The sequence below is a fragment of the Streptomyces sp. NPDC005496 genome, assembly GCF_042872045.1.
Taxonomy (GTDB): Bacteria; Actinomycetota; Actinomycetes; order Streptomycetales; family Streptomycetaceae; genus Streptomyces.
The window spans coordinates 63801-80329 of the sequence record NZ_JBIAJQ010000004.1 but is presented as its reverse complement, the minus strand read 5'-3'; the positions used below and the strand labels follow the sequence as shown (position 1 = coordinate 80329).

Below are 16529 nucleotides of genomic sequence, written 5' to 3'. Positions count from 1 at the left end.
TACGCGGCCCCGCCCGGAACGGTTCAACGGCGCGGCCCGCGCCGGGAGATGCCGTCCGACACGCTAGAGCACGGAGGCCACCGGGGTGCGCGCGTCCCGCCGGACGCGGCATGCCGACACCGGCCGGTCCGCCCGCCGCGCCCGCGCAGCCGCCTCATCCGTGCGCCCCCGTCCCGACCGGCCGCGGTCGCCCACCGGCCGACGCGTCGCGTGCCAGAATCGCAACCGTGGATGGGGGGATCCTCGAACGCGAGAAGGAACTCGGCCAACTGGCCGCGGCCGTACGGGAAGCAGCCGACGGCGCGGGTTCGGTGGCGCTCGTCCTCGGCGAGGCCGGAATCGGCAAGTCGAGCCTCGTGCGGGCGCTGCCCGAGGTGCTTCCCGCCCAGGCACGCGTGCTGCTGGGGGAGTGCGACGACCTGGCGACCCGACGTCCCCTCGGCCCCTTCCGCGATCTCCTCGGCAGCGTCGGCGCCCCACTGGCCGACGCGCTCAACGGAGGCGGCGACCGGCACCGCGTCCACGACGCCCTGCGCACGGAACTGACCGGGCCGCCCCGCCCGACCGTGCTCGTCGTCGAGGACGTGCACTGGGCCGACGAGGCGTCGCTCGACGCCCTGCGGTTCCTCGTCCGCCGGGTCGAACGGCTCCCGGCGGTCCTCGTGATGACCTACCGGGACGACGAGCTGGACCGGGAGCACCCGCTGCGCCCCCTGCTCGGCCAGGTGTCCCGGGCGGAGCGGGTGCTGCGGCTGCCGTTGTCCCCGCTGTCCCTGGACGCCGTACGACGGCTGAGCGCGGGTGGCGGTCTCGATCCCGCGCAGGTGTACGAGGTGACGTCCGGCAACCCGTTCTTCGTCGCCGAGGTGATGGCCGCCGGCGCCCTCGGCGAGGTGCCCCCGACGGTGGTGGACGCCGTACTGGCCCGGCTGCGGGCTCTGGACGGGTCCACCCGGGACGCCCTGGAGCAGCTGGCCGTGGTGCCCTCCGCCGTGGAGCACAGGCTCGCGGAGGTCCTGCTGTCCGACGGCGTCTCCGCGCTGGCCGCGGCCGAGCGGCGCGGACTGCTCGTCGTGACCCCCGAACGGGTCGGCTTCCGGCACGAGTTGATCCGCTGCGCCGTCGCGGACTCGCTGCCCGCGACACGCCGCATCGCGCTCAACCGCGACGTGCTGAGCGCTCTCACCGCCCTGCCGGGCACCGACTCCTCACGGATCGTCCACCACGCGGCGCAGGCCGGAGACCTGGAGGCGATCGCCCGCTACGGGCCCGGCGCCGCCCGCGACGCCGCGCTGGCCGGCGCGCACCGGGAGGCGGCGGCCCTGCTGAGGCTCGTCCTGCGGCACGGCGAGCGGTTCGCCCCGGCCGAACGCGCCGAACTGCTGGAGCGGTACGCCGTCGAGAGCTACACCGTCGCGGACTCCCGCTCCGCCGTCCGCGCTCAGCGGGAGGCGGTCGAGCTGCGGCGGTCGCTGGGGGACGCCCGCGCGCTCGGCGCGGCACTGCGGTGGCTCTCGCGGATCCGCTGGTGGGCGGGGCACGCCGAGGAGGCGCGGGAGGCCGCGCAGGAGGCTATCGCCGTACTGGAGGGCGCGGGAGACGAGCGGCTGCTCGCCCTCGCCCTCAGCAACATCTCCCAGCTCCTCATGCTCTCCGACCGCAACGCCCAGGCCGTCGCCTTCGGCGAGCGGGCCGTCGGACTGGCGCGCGGGACCGGGGACAGGGAGATCCTCACGCACGCTCTCAACAACGTGGGTTCCGCGCGCTGGCGGGGCGGAGACCCGCTGGGACGGGCGCAGTTGGAGGAGAGTCTGAAGGTGGCTCTGGCGGCGGGCGAGGTCGAGCACGCCTGCCGGGCCTACGCCAACATCATCTGGACCCTGCTCGAAAACCTCGAACACCGCGAGGCGGACCGCTTCCTGGCACCCGCCATGGAGCTGGCCGACCGGGCGGAGCACCTGGGCTTCCTGAGCTACCTCCAAGTGGAGATGGCCATGCGGCGGTTCGCCGCCGGGGACTGGGAGGACGCCGAACGGTACGCCGAACTCGGTGTGCGGGAGTTCGTCCCCGCCCGCAGTCCCGCCCTGACCGTGCTGGGCCGCGTACGGGTCCGCAGCGGCCGCGCCGGTGCGCGCGAACTACTCGGCCGGGCCTGGGAGATCGCGGTGCGCAGCAGCGAGCTCCAGCGCACCGGACCGGTCGCCGCCGCCCTCGCCGAGGCGGCCTGGCTCGACGGCGACCACGGCGCGGTGGCGGCGGTGGCGGGCCCGGTGTTCGCGCAGGCCCGCCGCCTGGACGCGGTGTCCCACCGCGCCGAACTCGGCTACTGGCTCACCCGGGCGGGGTGCCCGGTCCCCGCGGACGGCTCGGAGCACCCGTACGCGCTCCAGGCAGCCGGCCAGTGGCAGGCCGCGGCCACGGCCTGGCAGGAGGCCGGCTGCCCGTACGAGCGGGCGGCGGCGCTCGCCGAGAGCCCCGAACCCGACGACAAGCTCACCGCGCTCGCCGCCCTGGACGCGCTGGGCGGCCGGCCGTTGGCCCGCTTGATCCGTGCACAGCTGCGGGACCTCGGCATCCGGCGCATCCCGCGAGGGCCGCTCACCACGACCCGGGGGAACCCGGCCGGTCTCACCGAGCGCCAGCTCCAGGTGATGCGACTGCTCGCCCGCGGGCTGACCAACCCGGAGATCGCCGATCGGTTGGTGCTGTCCGTGCGGACCGTCGACAACCACGTCGCCGCGGTGCTCGACAAACTCGGTGTGCACACCCGGCGCCAGGCGGCGGAACGCGCGCGGGAACTGGGCGTGCTGCCCGCGCGCGAAACGTAGGTAGCCGCCGCGTCGAGCTGAGTGACCGGCACGCATGTCCACGGGACGGACACGGGACTAGAAAGTTGAACCGTAAGCGAGAGCGGGTCGCGAGGAACCCGGACACGGGAGGGTCCTCGAACACGGCCCCAGACACGGGGGATCTCATGGACAGGACGCCCGCACAGACGGCGCGCGCACAACTGACAGCCTTCCAAGGGCAGTTGATCGGACCGGAGGACTCCGGCTACGAGGACGCCCGGACCGTCTACAACGCCATGATCGACAAGCGCCCCGCCCTGGTGGCGCGCTGCACAGGCCCCGAGGACGTGGCCCTGGCCATCGGCTTCGCCCGCGAACGACGGCTGCCGCTCGCGGTCCGCGGCGGCGGACACCACGGGGCCGGACTGGGCACCTGCGACGGCGGCCTGGTCGTCGACCTCTCCCCGCTCAAGGACATCCACGTGGACCCCGAAGCCCGCACCGTGCGCGTCGGCGGCGGCTGCCTGTGGGGCGAGGTCGACCGCGCCACCCACGAGCACGGCCTCGCCACGCCCAGCGGCATCATCTCCACGACCGGCGTCGGCGGACTCACCCTGGGCGGAGGGCTCGGCCACCTCACCCGCAAGTGCGGGCTGACCGTGGACAACCTGCTCGCGGCCGACCTGGTGCTGGCGAGCGGGGAGCGGGTGCGCGCCAGTGCCGAGGAGAATTCCGACCTGTACTGGGCGATCCGCGGAGGTGGCGGCAACTTCGGCGTCGTCACCTCGTTCCTCTTCCGGCTGCACGAGGTGAGCACGGTCGTCGCGGGACCCACGTTCTGGCCGGTCGAGCTCGGCGCCGAAGTCCTCGCCGCCTACCGCGACTTCATCCCGCACGCGCCCCGCGACCTGAACGGCTTCTTCCTCTACGGCTCGGTCCCGCCGGGGCCGCCGTTCCCCGAGGAGATCCACCTGCGCAAGGTCTGCGGCGTGGTGTGGTGCTTCGCCGGGGACGACACGGACGCGGCCGCAGGGGCGATGGCACCCCTCCTGGACGCGCTCCCCGAGCCCTTGGTCCACGGCGTCGCGCCCATGCCCCATCCCGCGATCCAGTCCGCCTTCGACGGGATCTACCCGCCCGGGGACCAGTGGTACTGGCGGGCCGACTTCGTCGACGACATCCCCGCCGAGGCGATCGACCTGCACGCCAAGTTCGGTGCCGAACTGCCCAGCTGGAAATCGACGATGCACCTGTACCCGGTCGACGGCGCCGTCCACGACCACGCCCCGACCGACACCGCCTGGAGCTATCGCGACGTGCGCTGGGCCTCCGTCTACGCGGGCGTCGACCCCGACCCCGCCAACGCCGGCCCCATCCGGCAGTGGACGGTGGACTACTTCGAGGCGCTGCACCCGTTCTCCGCCGGCGGGGCGTACGTCAACATGATGATGGACGAGGGCCAGGACCGGGTCCGCGCCGGCTACCGGGACAACTACGCCCGGCTGGCGCGCATCAAGGCCGACCGTGACCCGTACAACCTGTTCCGCGTCAACCAGAACATCCGTCCCGCCTAGAGGGGCCGTCCGGGGCACCCCGGGTCCGCGGTGCCCCGGACGACACCCCTGACCGACCGGGCCCTGCCCATCGTCCGCCGGCTCGTCGCCGCCCACGGCGGACGACGGCTGACGGGCCGGGGTCTATTCCCGGCGACAGGGGTGGCGTTCACACCAGGACCGGCGGTCCTGCTTCCCGCCGGGACCTGGCTGCCGGGCCCGCACGGGCGCAGTGTGGCTTCATGAACACCACCACCACACCCGCACCGGTCAGGAGCCGCGTGACACCCCTGCGGACACTGCTGGGAGGCACCTACGTCCCCCGCGCCGACCGCGCGCGCCGCCGACGCCCGGCTCACCGGAACACGTTGTCCGACTCCTCCCAGATCGAGGGATCGCCCCGCATGTACTCCCGCGGGGTCCTCGACGACGTCTGATACATCGCGTCGATCTCCGCGGCGAAGCGGTTGACGATCGCGTCTCGGCGCAGCTTCATCGACGGCGTGAGCAGGCCGTTGGCCAGGTCGAAGGGCTCCGGCAGGACCCGGAAGACGCGGATGGACTCCGAGCGGGACACCGTGCTGTTGGCCGCGGCGACGGCACGTCTGACCTCCTCCCGCAGCTCGTTCTCCTCGCGCACCTCCCGGCCCGGCGTCTCCCCCTGAAGGGAGCGGGCCGTGCGCCAGTGCGCGAGGAAGGCGGGGTCGAGGGTGATCAGGGCGCCCACGCAGGGGCGGTTGTCGCCCACGACCACGGCCTGGTGGATCAACGGGTGGACGCGCAGCCGCTCTTCGAGGAGCGCGGGCGCCACGCTCTTGCCGCCGCTCGTGATGACGATGTCCTTCTTGCGGCCCGTGATGGTCAGATATCCCTCGGAGTCGAGTCTGCCGATGTCCCCGGTCGCGAGCCAGTCGTCCAGGAAGGAGGCGGCCGTGGCCTGCGGGTCGTTGACGTACCCCTGGAACACCGAGGGCCCCCGGACGAAGATCTCCCCGTCGTCGGCGACATGGATGTCCGTGCCCGGCAGCGGGCGCCCCACCGTGCCGGACTTCTCCCGGCCCACGGGCTGCGCCGTGATCCCGCCGCTGGTCTCGGTGAGGCCGTACCCGTCGTGGACGAAGATCCCGATTCCCGCGTAGAACAGGGCGAGTTCGCGGTTGAGGGGGGAACCGCCCGACACGGCGCCGCAGACCCGGCCGCCGAGCGCCGCGCGCAGTTTCCGGTACACGGCCTTCTCGTAGAAGGCGTGTTGCAGGCGCAGATCGAAGCCGGGCGCGGGACCTGTCCCCAGCCGGTGCCGCTCGGCGACCATGGCGAAGTCCTTCGCGGTGCGCACCGCCCGCTCGAACAGGGCTCCGTGGCCCGCCTGTTGAGCCGTCCGCAGGAAGTTCTTGTAGATCTTCTCGAAGACGAACGGCACGGCGTACAGGTAGGTGGGCTGGAAGGACCGCAGCGCGGCGGAGAGCGCGTCCTCGCTCAGGTCGGGTTCGTGACCCAGCAGCAGTCCGCCGCGTATGCACAGCCCCTGGATCATCAGGCCGTACACGTGGGAGAAGGGCAGGAAGGCGAGCACGGCCGGCTGCTCTCCCGGCGGCGCCGCGGTGTGGCCCCAGCCCGCCAGCAGCGTGTCGCAGGGGCTCGCCAGGCCGCGGTGGGTCAGCGCGCACCCCTTGGGCTGCCCCGTCGTGCCGGAGGTGTAGGCGACGACCGCGGTCGAGTCGGGCGGCACGATCCGCCGCAAGGCGTCCACGGCCATCGGCGGTATGGAACGTCCCCGCTCGGTGAGATCGGCCAGCGCCCCGGCGTCCAACTGCCATACGTGGCGCAGCCGGGGGAGTGAGGCGCACGCCGAGCCGACCGTCATCACGCCCTCCTCGTCCTCGACGACCACCGCGACGCACTGCGCGTCCCCGAGGATCCACGAGACCTGGTCGTGCGACGACGTGGGGTAGATCGGCACGATCTCGGCGCCCAGGCACCACAGGGCGTGGCTGAGCACGGTCCACTCGTAGCGGGTGCGCGCCATGATGGCCACGCGGTCGCCGGGGGAGATGCCGGAGGCGATGAGTCCCCGGGCCACGCCGACGACCTCGTCCCGCAGTTGAGCGGCGGTGACCGGTGTCCAGGACGCCGAGGAGGAGTTCGTGCGGCGTGCGGCCTGCCGGAGCCCGGGATCACGGAGCGCCGTGTCGAAGAGGCTGTCGGCCAGTCCTCCCTGCATGGGTGCCGTGACCGCAGGGGGGTGTTCGAACTCGTGCATGCGCCGCTCCGCAATTCTCCGCGACGTGACCTCACCGAGAGGCGCTGGGTCGAGGATCTCGAATGTAGCCCACAGCGACGACCACTGTGCTGGGAATGACGGACCGGTGCCGCACTGATCGCCGGACGACGCCGTGACGGTCGGCCCGTCCCGGCCGCGGGTCAGCCCGTCTTGGTTGCGAGGACGCGGTGCAGGGCGGTCTTCAGGTCGGCCACGAACGCGTCGCGGGTCCGGTCGTCGAGGAGGCCGAGGGACAGGTACGGGTTGAGGTCCTCCAGCTCGACCAGGAGGAGCTCCCCGTCCGGGGCACGGCAGGCGTCGACGCGCTGGATGCCGTGGTCGAGGGTGTTCCACTCGACGAAGAGGCGGGCGAACTCCAGGTCGGCGGGGGTGGGTTCGTACCTCTCGAGTTCCCAGCGCCGGTCGGGCCGGGGCGCGTACAGGGCGTACTGGAACGAGCCGTCGACGAAGTAGAACGACACCTCGTACCGGAACGGGACGCGGGGCTGGACGAGGACACCGTCGTAGGAGAGGTCCGCCAGCCGGTCGCGGGGCACGAACCGCAGGCCGATGGAGTCCGCGCCGGCCTTCGGCTTGACGACGTACTCGTCGACCTCGGGCAGCCGGCCGAGGTCCCGCAGCCGGTCGACGGTGGGGATGACGGGAAGGCCCTGCGCGGTGAGGTCCAGGAGGTACTGCTTGCCGGCCACGTCGGCCCGGCCCGTCAGCTGGTTGTAGACGAGCGTCCCGCGCTCGGCGGCCGCGGCACGGAAGGCGTCGTAGGCCTCCTGGTGGTGCAGCACGGGCCCGCTGTTGCGGACCACGACCAGGTCGAAGGCGTCCATCAGCGTGACCGTGTCGAGAGGGTGGCACAGGGCGACGTCGAAGTCCTCGCGCAACCGGGAGGTGAGGAAGATGTCCTCGTCGCAGTACCGCCGCCCGCCGGCCTGGTAGGCGAGGTCGGTGACGAACAGGACGCGGTGCTGGGCGGTCGGCATGTCTCTCCCGGAGTGCGAGGGCGCTCCCGCACGCTATCCCGGCCCCGCGCCGCCGCCGGACGGGGGTTGTCAGTGCCGTCCGCTGCCTTTCGGCGCATGGGGAACTGGGGAGGGTCCGTGGCGGCCCGTACGGATGGTGACCTGCGCGATCTCATGGAGGCGGCGGGTTTCGACGAGGTGGAGGACGCGGAGGTCCTGGAGGACGGCTGGCAGGTGGCCGACTTCGCCGACGCTCCGGAGCGGGCGCTGGCCGCCCTCGTCGGCAGGACCGGGACACCGGTGCTGATGGTGTCCTTCATGGACAGTGACGTAGGTCTGGTGAAGGGGGTCACCCCGGAGGGGCACGGCTGGGAGGGCCTGCTGGACCGCGAGACGGCGGAGAGCTACGAGATACCGCTGGAGGAGTTCCCCGTCGAGCGGGCGGTGGAGGGCGCGCTGGCCTGGTCGGCCGCGGCCGGACTGACGGCCGACGCGGCCGTCGTCGAACAGGCGCTGACGGAGCCGGCCCTGTTCGCCGAGGAGCTCGCCTCGCTCCTGTACGCGGGCCTGGGCATCCCGGGAGCGGAGTCGCCCGCCTCCGACGAGGACGACGCGTAGCAGCCGACCGATCCGGAGCCCGCGTGAGGGGGCGGGCCGGTCCCGTCCGGGTGGTGTGCCACGTCGAGCTGTTCGGCGTGAACGCCCCAGGGAAGTCGCTCAGTTGTCCACCGGTGGCGCCGATCTCCTCGGCGAAGAGACCGAGATGGTTGGCACAGCTGAACATCTTGTCGAAGGCGTACCGGGCCGGTCCGACGCAGTGGGGCCCGGGAGACGCCTGACGTTAGGCGGGCGACCAGCCCGGCGCCGGCACGGCCGAAAAGCAGGGCCCGTGTGATTGGCCGGAGATCGCTCTGGCTGCCCGGGGCGGGCGTCCATACGATACGGACGCCCCGCCTTCACAGCTCCTTCACAAGGGCGGAGTGATGCACAGGCACGTCTTTGGCATGTGCATGACGCACGTGTCGTTCCACCCGATCCCGCACCTGGTCCCGCGACGGCCTCCGCGCAGGCGGAGCGCCGCACCCCCCTGATTCGCGGCGGCACACATCCCGTGCCGCCGGAGAACCGACGCAACGGATTGGACCGATATGGCTGGTGGGCTGTTCCTGAGCGGCGCGATCGCCGCTCTCTTCGCCACCGCGATCCCCGTCACCGACCCGTCCTCCGGGTTCACCGACCCGCCCCCGGACAAGATCGTCATCAAGGTCGCCACGGTGAACGGCTCCGGCTGTCCGCAGGGCACCGCGGCCGTCGCCGTCTCCCCGGACAACACCGCCTTCACCGTGACCTACAGCGACTACCTCGCCCAGGTCGGGGGCAGCTCCGACCCCACCGCGTTCCGCAAGAACTGCCAGCTCAACCTGATCGTCCACGTGCCGCAGGGCTTCACCTACGCCGTCGCCAGCGCGGACTACCGCGGCTTCGCCGCACTCCAGTCGGGTGCCACCAGCACCGAGAAGGCGTCCTACTACTTCCAGGGGTCGTCCAACACGGCAGCGATCACCCATCCCTTCCGCGGCCCCTACAACGACAACTGGCAGGCCACCGACACCACGGACTGGGCCCAACTGGTCTGGGCACCCTGCGGAGTGCAGCGGAACTTCAACATCAACACTGAACTCCGCGTCAACGCGGGCACGTCCGCGCCCGGCAGCACCAGCTTCATGACCATGGACTCCACCGACGGCGACATCAGCACCGTCTACCACCTGGCCTGGAAGGAGTGTCCCGGCAGGTGACCCCCGCCGTCCACCGGCTCCCGCGCACCGGAGCCGGTGGACGCGCGGCCCCGGACCGGCCGAATACCGCTCCCCGGGATTCCTCTCTTGGAGGGAACGGATCCGGATTCCGAGTCCGTCCGGGTTTGGAGCCGCATTCCGTGGTGAGCCGTAGTGGTAGATCGCATTGTCGAAGCAGTAAGGATGTGAACTGCGGTGTCCGAGAACCAGAAGGCCGAAGCCAAGACCGAGCAGGCCAAGGGCAAGGCCAAGGAGGCCGTCGGGCGCGTGACGGGCAACGAGCGGATGGTCGCCGAGGGCAAGGCGGACCAGACCAAGGGCGATGCCCGGCAGGCCAAGGAAAAGGCCAAGGACGCATTCCGGCACTGAGGATCACTGCATCCTTCGGGCCCGCCGCACGTTCTTGTGGCGGGCCCGCCTTTTTCCGGGGGAAATGCGCAGGCCGGCGGTCGACTCGACGCCCGGCCGCACCGTACTCGAAGGAATTCCCGCCCTCGCGCGCCGGCCGACCGAACGGGGCCGTTTCCAGCGGGCAGGGCCAGAAACAGAGTTCAGACCACGAGGCTTGAGGAGCGAAGGATGTGCGGGGAACACGGGACGCACTCCACCGACACGGCGGCCGTTGCCGGCCGACCGCGCTCGTGCGGACCGAGCAGTCCGGCCGAGGCACGCCAGGCCGTCAGGGACGCCCTCGAAGGACGTTTCCAGGGCCAAGACCCCCGAGGTGACGACGACGCCGTCGGTGACGCGCTGCTCGTGGCCTCGGAACTCACCAGCAACGCCATCCTGCACGGCGGCGGCGTCACCGACTTCGAAGTGACGCTGGTCGACCACGCCGTACAGGTGTCCGTGAGCGACGGCAGCGACCAGGTGCCCGAGACGAAGCAACGCGTGGACGAACAGGGCCGGATGCGCGTCGGGGGCCATGGATGGCCGATCATCTGCCGGCTCGCCCGCGACATCGTCGTCTCCAGTCTGCGCCCGAGCGGCAAACGCATCACCGCGATCGTGCCGCTCGCCTTCGCCTGAGCGCGGGACCCCGCCCCGTCCGGAAATCGCCGGACGGGGCCGATCGCCGGATGCGGTGAAATCCGCGGTCCGCGGAGCGCCGTTCCCGACTCGACCTGCCTGGACCGTCATTCGGTGGCGGTCCTCGGCGTATGCGCGGATGAACCCGGGGGAATGCGGAGCCCCTCGCCCGAGCCGACGGGTACGGGAATAGTCCGGGCCTCAAGCAGTTCGCTCCGGAGTGTTCTGCGCCCAACTCGCCTGCCCGGCGGAGCGCCTCACACACCCGTTTCCGTGAATTCGCGGAAGTGACTCTGCGTATACGCGCATTTTCGGCCGAGGCCGGGTGCCCCGGGATCACGGGGCACTGAAGGTGCGAACACGCCTGTTTGATCGCAGGATGGCAGGGCAACCGAATTTCGTGCTTCGGACCGGAGGCGCGCCAGCGGGAGTGGTATGCCGCCTCGGCCGTCCCTCGGGGACCGGCGGCGCCGTACTCCCGCGGTCATCACCAGACAGCACCGTGGAGGAGCGATACCGCATGCTCACCGATGTATCCACCTGCCGTTCCGCCGACCCCGCCCGCAGCGGCTCTGCCGCCAGGCGGTCGCATGACGATGCCCCGGACACGGCGTCGGCTTTCGCCCGGCTGGCCGAGCTGAGTGAGGGGCACGAGCGCGACATCATCCGGGACGAACTCGTCGAGGCCTGGCTGCCGATGGCGCATCGCATCGCCGGCCGCTTCCGCGACCGGGGGGAGTCGATCGAGGACCTGCGGCAGGTCGCGGCCCTCGGCCTGGTCAAGGCCATCGACCGCTTCGACCCCTCGCGCGGCGCCTTCGAGAGCTACGCCGTGCCGACCATCACCGGTGAGATCAAGCGTCACTTCCGCGACCGCATGTGGGCGTTGAGGGTTCCGCGCCGCGTGCAGGAACTGCGGAACAAGGTGCGGGTCGCACGACGCGAACTCACCCAGAACCCGGGCTCCCCCGAGCCCTCGATCGCCGACATCGCCGCCCACTGCGGTCTGACCGAGGAAGAGACCGCTGACGGCATGGAGGCGCTGGAGAGCTACAGCACGCTCTCCCTCGACGCCGAGATGCCCTCCGGGGACGACGGGTACAGCCTCGCCGACACCCTCGGCGCCGCCGACTCCTCCTTCGACACCGTGGTGGACCGCGAGGCCGCGAAGAAGGGTCTGAGCCGTCTGCCCGAACGCGAACGCGCCATCCTCTACATGCGGTTCTTCGAGGACATGACCCAGAACCGCATCGCGGACCGGCTCGGCATCTCGCAGATGCACGTCTCCCGGCTCATCAGCAGCAGTTGTGCCCGCGTCCGGGCCGAGGCGCTCGCGGACGAGACGCAGCGCCCCCGCCCCGCGGGACCGTCCGCTACCGCGTGACCGCTCCACCACCCTCTCCGCACGTGCGCTCCCGCCCAGCCCGGCCGCGACAGGCCGGACCCGCCGCCCTGTGACCAAGGAGTACGACCATGCTGATGCCCCACCCTGAGACGCTGCGCAAGCTCGTGGAGGAGTACGAGGCGCTCGCCGACCAGGAAGCCGCGGACGCCGTGGGAAGGCCCGGCCAGCGCGCCCAGGACCTGGCCTACACCCTGTGCGTGTCCACCGGTACCCGTGACGTGCGGCGGGCCCTCGCCGCGGCCCGGCAGCAGCTCGCGGCGACCGCCACCCCGGTGTCGCCCGCCCCGCAGGGCACCCTCGGCCGTACGACGGTCGGCCGCCGCGTCATCACGAACGGCAGGCCGCTCGGCCTCGGCGTCGGTGTCCCGGACGCCGAGACACCGGTCATGAGCGACTGACACCGGGCGAGGAGCGCACAACGGCTGACCGGCCGCACCCCGAGGGGTGCGGCCGGTCAGTGGCGTGTGGGACCCGGCGGCGCGGACACCGGGGTGCCCGCGCCGGCCCGTCAGCTCTCGACGATGCCCCGGACGTGCTCCAGGGACCCGCAGTCCGCCTCGAGTTGACGCTCCCGCTCCTTGAGGAAGGCCGCGCCCAGTTCCTCCCGGCGCTCCATGGCGACGTTCTCGCGGGCGCCGTTGAGGATGGTCCGCTCCTCCTCGTCGGCGTGGTGCGTGACGGCCTCGACGAGCTTCTCCAGCTTCTCGTCCCACTCGTCGGAGCCGACCTCGTCGACCTCCAGGAGCGCGAGCAGCGCCTCGTTGCCCTCCTCGTGCTCCGACTCGCCGTGCTCGACCTCTTCGTCGTCGATGTTCTTGTAGCGCTTGAGGGCCGGATAGACCTCGCGCTCCTCCGCGACGGCGTGCGCGATCAGCAGCCCGGAGAATTCCTTGAGCGCGCTCGCCCTGTCGGCCTCGACACTGCGCATGGCACGGAAGAGATCCTCCATCCTCCGGTGATCCTCGAGAATGAGTTCGACGACATCCTGCGTTGCAGACACGGCGGTACACGCCTTTCCTTGAAAGAGATCGGTCCACTCAGGCGCATACCCCGGTACGCCCCGACCACCACGGTGATTTTGCGGCGCCGGAGTGAAAAAAGCGTTTCCGCGAGGACAGCCGCGCACCAGGAGGAACGTTGCCGGGCCTAGGAAAAGACGTGGGCGCCGCGGGGAGCGGGCGCGACGAGACGGAGGAGGAGAGGGCCGACCGGAAATGGGGCGAGCTCATCCAGGAGATCCGGGTCGCCCAGACCGGCGTGCAGATCCTCTTCGGCTTTCTGCTCACCGTCGTCTTCACTCCGCGCTACGCACAGCTGCGTGACACCGACCAGACGATCTACATCGTCACCGTCGTGCTGGGCGCCGCCGCCACCGGCGCGCTGATCGGCCCGGTGTCCCTGCACCGGCTCGTCTCCGGGAGCCGGGTGAAGCCGCAGATGGTCCAGTGGGCCTCCCGGCTGACCTTCGCCGGGCTGATCCTGCTGCTCGCGACCATGACGTCCTCGCTCCTGCTGATCCTGCGGGTGGCCACGCACGACAGCTACGTGCCCTGGCTGGTCGCCGGGATCGTCGCCTGGTACCTGTTCTGCTGGTTCGTCCTGCCGGTGTGGGCACGTCACCACCACACGGCCGCCCTCCCGGCAAACCGGGACACGCCGGCCCGGTAGGTTCCCGCCCTCGGGCCGGACCGATCCGGCCGTATCGCGCGTTCAACGCCGCCGACGGGGCACTGGACCACGAGCGCCCGCCGATCCCAGGCGCGGCGACTGGTCCGATCCGGTCGGCCGACCGGACCTTTCGAGAGGAGTACAGGGTGGACGACTCCCTGTGGAACTACACGCCCACCAGCGGCCACACGCCCGACGACGACCTGACGGGGTACGCGGTCGAGGCCGAGGACGGCCACATCGGCAAGGTCGACAAGCACTCCAACGACGTCGTCGCCCAGTACATCGTGGTCGACACCGGCGTGTGGATCTTCGGCAAGCAGGTGATGCTGCCCGCCGGCACGATCAAGGACATCGACCACAAGGCCCGGAAGATCCTCGTGTCCCGCACCAAGGACGAGATCAAGGCGTCTCCCGAGTTCGACAAGGAGAAGCACCTGGGCGACCCCGCCTACCGCGACCAGCTGGGCGGGCACTACGGCTCCGGTCACTGACGGCCGTCCGCGCGGCCGACGCCCTCACCGCCTGCCCGTACGCCGGGGTCAGGCGGTGAGGGCGTGCTGCGGGGCACTCGTCACGGACGGTGTGCTCCGCTCCGCGGCTCTGACGGGATACGTCGTCTTCGAGGGGTCCACCACCGGGTCGCCGAGCACCAGCCGGCCGGCGGCGTGCAGCGCGTCGCACTCGTCCGTCGGGAGCGCGACGTAGCAGCCGCCGCGCCGGGCGGCCGAGGAGACGGGCTGCCAGTAGCCGTAGCGGCGGCGGCCGTTGGCGTGCACGGTGAGGCAGACGGAGAGCCGCTGCTCCGTGATCAGACGCAACACCTCGGCACCGCCCGCACTGAGCGGGGTGTGAGGGCGGGGGACGGCCCGGAGCGGCGTCACCCGGCCCTGGTCACGGCCCACGGACCCGGGAGAACGGTGGAGGGCGAGCGTCATGTGGAGGCAGCCTTTCGACGGACGTGGTTCGATCGCGTACCGCCGGAGCGGTGACGTTCTCGCTGCCCGGCATTGTTGCGGAGACCACTGACAACGCGGGCAGGGCAGGGCTGCGGAACTCTGCCTGTCAGCCGGATGCTCACTTTCCCGGGTTCCACACCTACCCCGGCCGCCTCGCGCACGACGGCACCCGGGCCCGTCCGCTCACCAGGGCAGGAAGGCGTGCACGTCCTTGCCGTCGGGGCGCACCACCACGCTGACCTGGTCCGAGAGCGCGTGGACGAGGTGCCAGCCGATGCCGCCGCCGCCCTCGCGAGGGTGGAAGGGGCGCGGGGCCGGCTTCGTCGTGCTGGTGTCGCGCAGGGTGACGTGGACGCCGTCGAACGTCCGGCGCATCCGCAGCTCGAAGGGGCCCGGAGCGTACTGGATCGAGTTCGCCGCGAGCTCCGTCACCACGAGGAGGATGTCGTCCCAGTGCTCAGGAGTGCTGGGCGGTGCCGTGCGGGCGAGCGCGGTCAGGAAGCCCTCCGCCGTCAGGCGCGCGTCGGTGACGTTGCGCAACTGTCCGGCGAAGGAGCTGCTGAGGATGTCGATGTGCTCGCGTGACAGGTTCTCGTCCCCACTCGGTCTTCTTGCCATGTCGCCTTCCCGGAAATCGGCACCGGGACTCCTGCTTCTTCCGGCGGGTCGGAGCGCGGGGTCGTCCGCGCCGGCGGGCGACGGTCCCGGGCTCTCGGGCTGCGTCACGTGCCCTCCACTCCTCGCCGGACCGCTCCGCGCACGGACGTGCCCGGCGTGGCTGATCAGGCCGCGGCCGCCCTGGCCCGGCGGGTCGCAGTACGCCTGCGCAGCGCGCGCCGCTCGTCCTCGCTCGTGCCGCCCCACACGCCCTGGGTCTGCTCGGAGTCCAGCGCCCACTCCAGGCACGCGTCCTGGACCGGGCAGCCCCGGCAGACGGCCTTGGCCTCCTGGATCTGCAGCAGGGCAGGGCCGGTGTTGCCAATGGGGAAAAACAGATCGGGGTCGGCGGTGCGGCATGCCGCGGACTCGCGCCAGTCGTCCATGAGGGCCTCCTGCCATCGTGGTCGTCGGTCGGATCGGTGCTTGGGTCGCCGTCCGGGTCACCCCTGATCGCCCATGTGAAACGGACGGAGCCCCGCGGGTTCGGTTCCGCGGACGCGCGACGTGCCCGGCGGACGGCGTACTGTCGCCGCTGCCGGCACGCAGACCGGGGGGTTCCGACCCGGCGCGAGGGCGCCCCGATGGTGGCAAGATGGAAACGCCAGGTGTGCGCCAGTTCCCCATCGGTGAGGCAGGTGGACATGTCGCAGGAACCCGGCGAGGTCTGGGAGCAGTTCGCCGTCGGCTTGGCGGACATGGCCCGTGACCTGTTGGCGCAGGAGTCGGTCCAGGACACGCTGGACCGGGTGGTCGAGCATGCGACCGTGCTGATCAGGGGATGCGACGAGGCGGGCATCCTCACCGTGCGGCGGGGAGAGGTCCTCGCCCTGGCGGCGACGGACGACGTGGTGCGCCTCGCGGACCGGATCCAGCAGGACCTGCGGGAGGGGCCCTGCTTCGACGCGGTGGCCGACCGCCAGCCGGTCTACGCCATCGAGGACCTGCGTCAGCCGCACGAGCGCTGGTCCCGCTTCGCCCCCCAGCTGAGGAAGCTGGGCATGGGCAGCATGATGGGCTTCCTCCTGTTCACCGAGGACGACTCCCTCGGCGCTCTCAACCTCTACTCGCGGCGGTCCTACACCTTCGACGAGACGGCGCAGCGCGCGGGCTGGATCCTCGCCTCGCACGCGGCGGTGGCGTTCTCGGCGGCCCGGACGCACGCGCAGCTCAGTCACGCTCTGGAGACGCGGCACGAGATCGGCGAGGCCATGGGCATCCTGATGGGGCGCTACGGTCTGAGCGAGGAGACCGCGTTCAAGGTCCTGAAGAAAGCCTCCCAGGACCACAACATCAAACTCCGTGAGGTCGCCCGGCAGATCTGCGAGACCGGCGACAAACCTGACAGCCCGTTGGAATAGGCGGAGTTCTGCCGGGCACTCGAACGGTCGGTAAACGAAGGAGCGCCTGAATTTCCTCGGGTGCTGTCGCCA

At 71.5% G+C, this 16529-nt stretch carries 17 protein-coding genes; 11 read left to right on the top strand and 6 right to left on the bottom strand.

The features are described 5' to 3' along the window. Positions 1-227: 227 nt before the first annotated feature. Positions 228-2828 carry an ATP-binding protein gene (locus ACFYQQ_RS12870; protein ID WP_388904463.1) on the top strand — a complete coding sequence of 867 codons (2601 nt, stop codon included), beginning with the start codon at positions 228-230 and terminating at the stop codon, positions 2826-2828. A 146-nt stretch (positions 2829-2974) separates the two neighbouring features. Next, a complete protein-coding gene (locus tag ACFYQQ_RS12865) occupies positions 2975-4363 on the top strand; it encodes an FAD-binding oxidoreductase (protein WP_388904461.1) in 1389 nt (462 codons plus the stop codon). 334 nt (positions 4364-4697) lie between these two features. Here ACFYQQ_RS12865 and ACFYQQ_RS12860 read toward each other — a convergent pair whose 3' ends face one another. Together ACFYQQ_RS12860 and ACFYQQ_RS12855 are read right to left on the bottom strand one after the other, a co-directional pair. Further along, positions 4698-6602 (bottom strand): AMP-dependent synthetase/ligase, encoded by a 1905-nt coding sequence (locus ACFYQQ_RS12860; protein ID WP_355786505.1) that lies wholly within the window; start codon positions 6600-6602, stop codon positions 4698-4700. Between the two features lie 161 nt (positions 6603-6763). Further along, positions 6764-7600, bottom strand: coding sequence for a hypothetical protein (locus ACFYQQ_RS12855; protein WP_355786508.1), 837 nt, complete (start codon positions 7598-7600; stop codon positions 6764-6766). A gap of 117 nt (positions 7601-7717) precedes the next feature. Between ACFYQQ_RS12855 and ACFYQQ_RS12850 the strand changes: the two genes are divergently transcribed. The 6 genes from ACFYQQ_RS12850 (at position 7718) to ACFYQQ_RS12825 (ending at position 12210) form a co-directional block, all read left to right on the top strand. Next, positions 7718-8197, top strand: a complete 480-nt coding sequence (locus ACFYQQ_RS12850; protein WP_355786511.1) for a hypothetical protein — start codon at positions 7718-7720, stop codon at positions 8195-8197. A gap of 530 nt (positions 8198-8727) precedes the next feature. Then, entirely contained in the window at positions 8728-9378 is a 651-nt protein-coding gene (locus ACFYQQ_RS12845; protein WP_355786514.1) for a DUF4360 domain-containing protein, read from the top strand. Positions 9379-9573: 195 nt separating this feature from the next. Next, entirely contained in the window at positions 9574-9747 is a 174-nt protein-coding gene (locus ACFYQQ_RS12840; RefSeq protein WP_355786516.1) for a CsbD family protein, read from the top strand. 210 nt (positions 9748-9957) lie between these two features. Further along, a complete protein-coding gene (locus ACFYQQ_RS12835) occupies positions 9958-10407 on the top strand; it encodes an ATP-binding protein (RefSeq protein WP_355786519.1) in 450 nt (149 codons plus the stop codon). 520 nt (positions 10408-10927) lie between these two features. Beyond that, positions 10928-11791 carry a SigB/SigF/SigG family RNA polymerase sigma factor gene (locus tag ACFYQQ_RS12830; protein WP_356244016.1) on the top strand — a complete coding sequence of 288 codons (864 nt, stop codon included), beginning with the start codon at positions 10928-10930 and terminating at the stop codon, positions 11789-11791. Between the two features lie 89 nt (positions 11792-11880). Next, a complete protein-coding gene (locus ACFYQQ_RS12825; RefSeq protein WP_356244019.1) occupies positions 11881-12210 on the top strand; it encodes a DUF5133 domain-containing protein in 330 nt (109 codons plus the stop codon). Between the two features lie 110 nt (positions 12211-12320). Here the strand turns inward: ACFYQQ_RS12825 and ACFYQQ_RS12820 are convergent, their stop codons facing one another. Further along, positions 12321-12812: a hemerythrin domain-containing protein gene (locus ACFYQQ_RS12820; protein WP_356175242.1), complete on the bottom strand. Its 492-nt coding sequence runs from the start codon at positions 12810-12812 to the stop codon at positions 12321-12323. A 158-nt stretch (positions 12813-12970) separates the two neighbouring features. Here ACFYQQ_RS12820 and ACFYQQ_RS12815 point away from each other — a divergent pair, with 158 nt between their 5' ends. Next, positions 12971-13480: a DUF6328 family protein gene (locus ACFYQQ_RS12815; protein WP_355795744.1), complete on the top strand. Its 510-nt coding sequence runs from the start codon at positions 12971-12973 to the stop codon at positions 13478-13480. 146 nt (positions 13481-13626) lie between these two features. After that, on the top strand, positions 13627-13974 hold the full coding sequence (locus tag ACFYQQ_RS12810) for a PRC-barrel domain containing protein (protein WP_356175246.1): 348 nt from the start codon (positions 13627-13629) through the stop codon (positions 13972-13974). Between the two features lie 48 nt (positions 13975-14022). On the opposite strand, the gene ACFYQQ_RS12805 is transcribed toward ACFYQQ_RS12810, so the two are convergent. From ACFYQQ_RS12805 to ACFYQQ_RS12795, 3 genes are all read right to left on the bottom strand, one after another. Further along, entirely contained in the window at positions 14023-14418 is a 396-nt protein-coding gene (locus ACFYQQ_RS12805; protein ID WP_356175247.1) for a hypothetical protein, read from the bottom strand. 204 nt (positions 14419-14622) lie between these two features. Further along, on the bottom strand, positions 14623-15057 hold the full coding sequence (locus ACFYQQ_RS12800) for an ATP-binding protein (protein WP_355783116.1): 435 nt from the start codon (positions 15055-15057) through the stop codon (positions 14623-14625). A gap of 164 nt (positions 15058-15221) precedes the next feature. Beyond that, positions 15222-15482, bottom strand: a complete 261-nt coding sequence (locus tag ACFYQQ_RS12795) for a WhiB family transcriptional regulator (RefSeq protein ID WP_356244022.1) — start codon at positions 15480-15482, stop codon at positions 15222-15224. Between the two features lie 258 nt (positions 15483-15740). Between ACFYQQ_RS12795 and ACFYQQ_RS12790 the strand changes: the two genes are divergently transcribed. After that, a complete protein-coding gene (locus ACFYQQ_RS12790; protein ID WP_356244024.1) occupies positions 15741-16457 on the top strand; it encodes a GAF and ANTAR domain-containing protein in 717 nt (238 codons plus the stop codon). The last annotated feature ends 72 nt before the right edge of the window (positions 16458-16529 follow it).

Bases quoted from the DNA above. Each gene is read 5' to 3' on its own strand.
- ACFYQQ_RS12800 (WP_355783116.1), bottom strand. From the start codon at position 15,057: ATGGCAAGAAGACCGAGTGGGGACGAGAACCTGTCACGCGAGCACATC.
- ACFYQQ_RS12845 (WP_355786514.1), top strand. From the start codon at position 8,728: ATGGCTGGTGGGCTGTTCCTGAGCGGCGCGATCGCCGCTCTCTTCGCC.
- ACFYQQ_RS12860 (WP_355786505.1), bottom strand. From the start codon at position 6,602: ATGCACGAGTTCGAACACCCCCCTGCGGTCACGGCACCCATGCAGGGA.
- ACFYQQ_RS12830 (WP_356244016.1), top strand. From the start codon at position 10,928: ATGCTCACCGATGTATCCACCTGCCGTTCCGCCGACCCCGCCCGCAGC.
- ACFYQQ_RS12805 (WP_356175247.1), bottom strand. From the start codon at position 14,418: ATGACGCTCGCCCTCCACCGTTCTCCCGGGTCCGTGGGCCGTGACCAG.
- ACFYQQ_RS12835 (WP_355786519.1), top strand. From the start codon at position 9,958: ATGTGCGGGGAACACGGGACGCACTCCACCGACACGGCGGCCGTTGCC.
- ACFYQQ_RS12825 (WP_356244019.1), top strand. From the start codon at position 11,881: ATGCTGATGCCCCACCCTGAGACGCTGCGCAAGCTCGTGGAGGAGTAC.
- ACFYQQ_RS12855 (WP_355786508.1), bottom strand. From the start codon at position 7,600: ATGCCGACCGCCCAGCACCGCGTCCTGTTCGTCACCGACCTCGCCTAC.
- ACFYQQ_RS12790 (WP_356244024.1), top strand. From the start codon at position 15,741: ATGTCGCAGGAACCCGGCGAGGTCTGGGAGCAGTTCGCCGTCGGCTTG.
- ACFYQQ_RS12865 (WP_388904461.1), top strand. From the start codon at position 2,975: ATGGACAGGACGCCCGCACAGACGGCGCGCGCACAACTGACAGCCTTC.
- ACFYQQ_RS12795 (WP_356244022.1), bottom strand. From the start codon at position 15,482: ATGGACGACTGGCGCGAGTCCGCGGCATGCCGCACCGCCGACCCCGAT.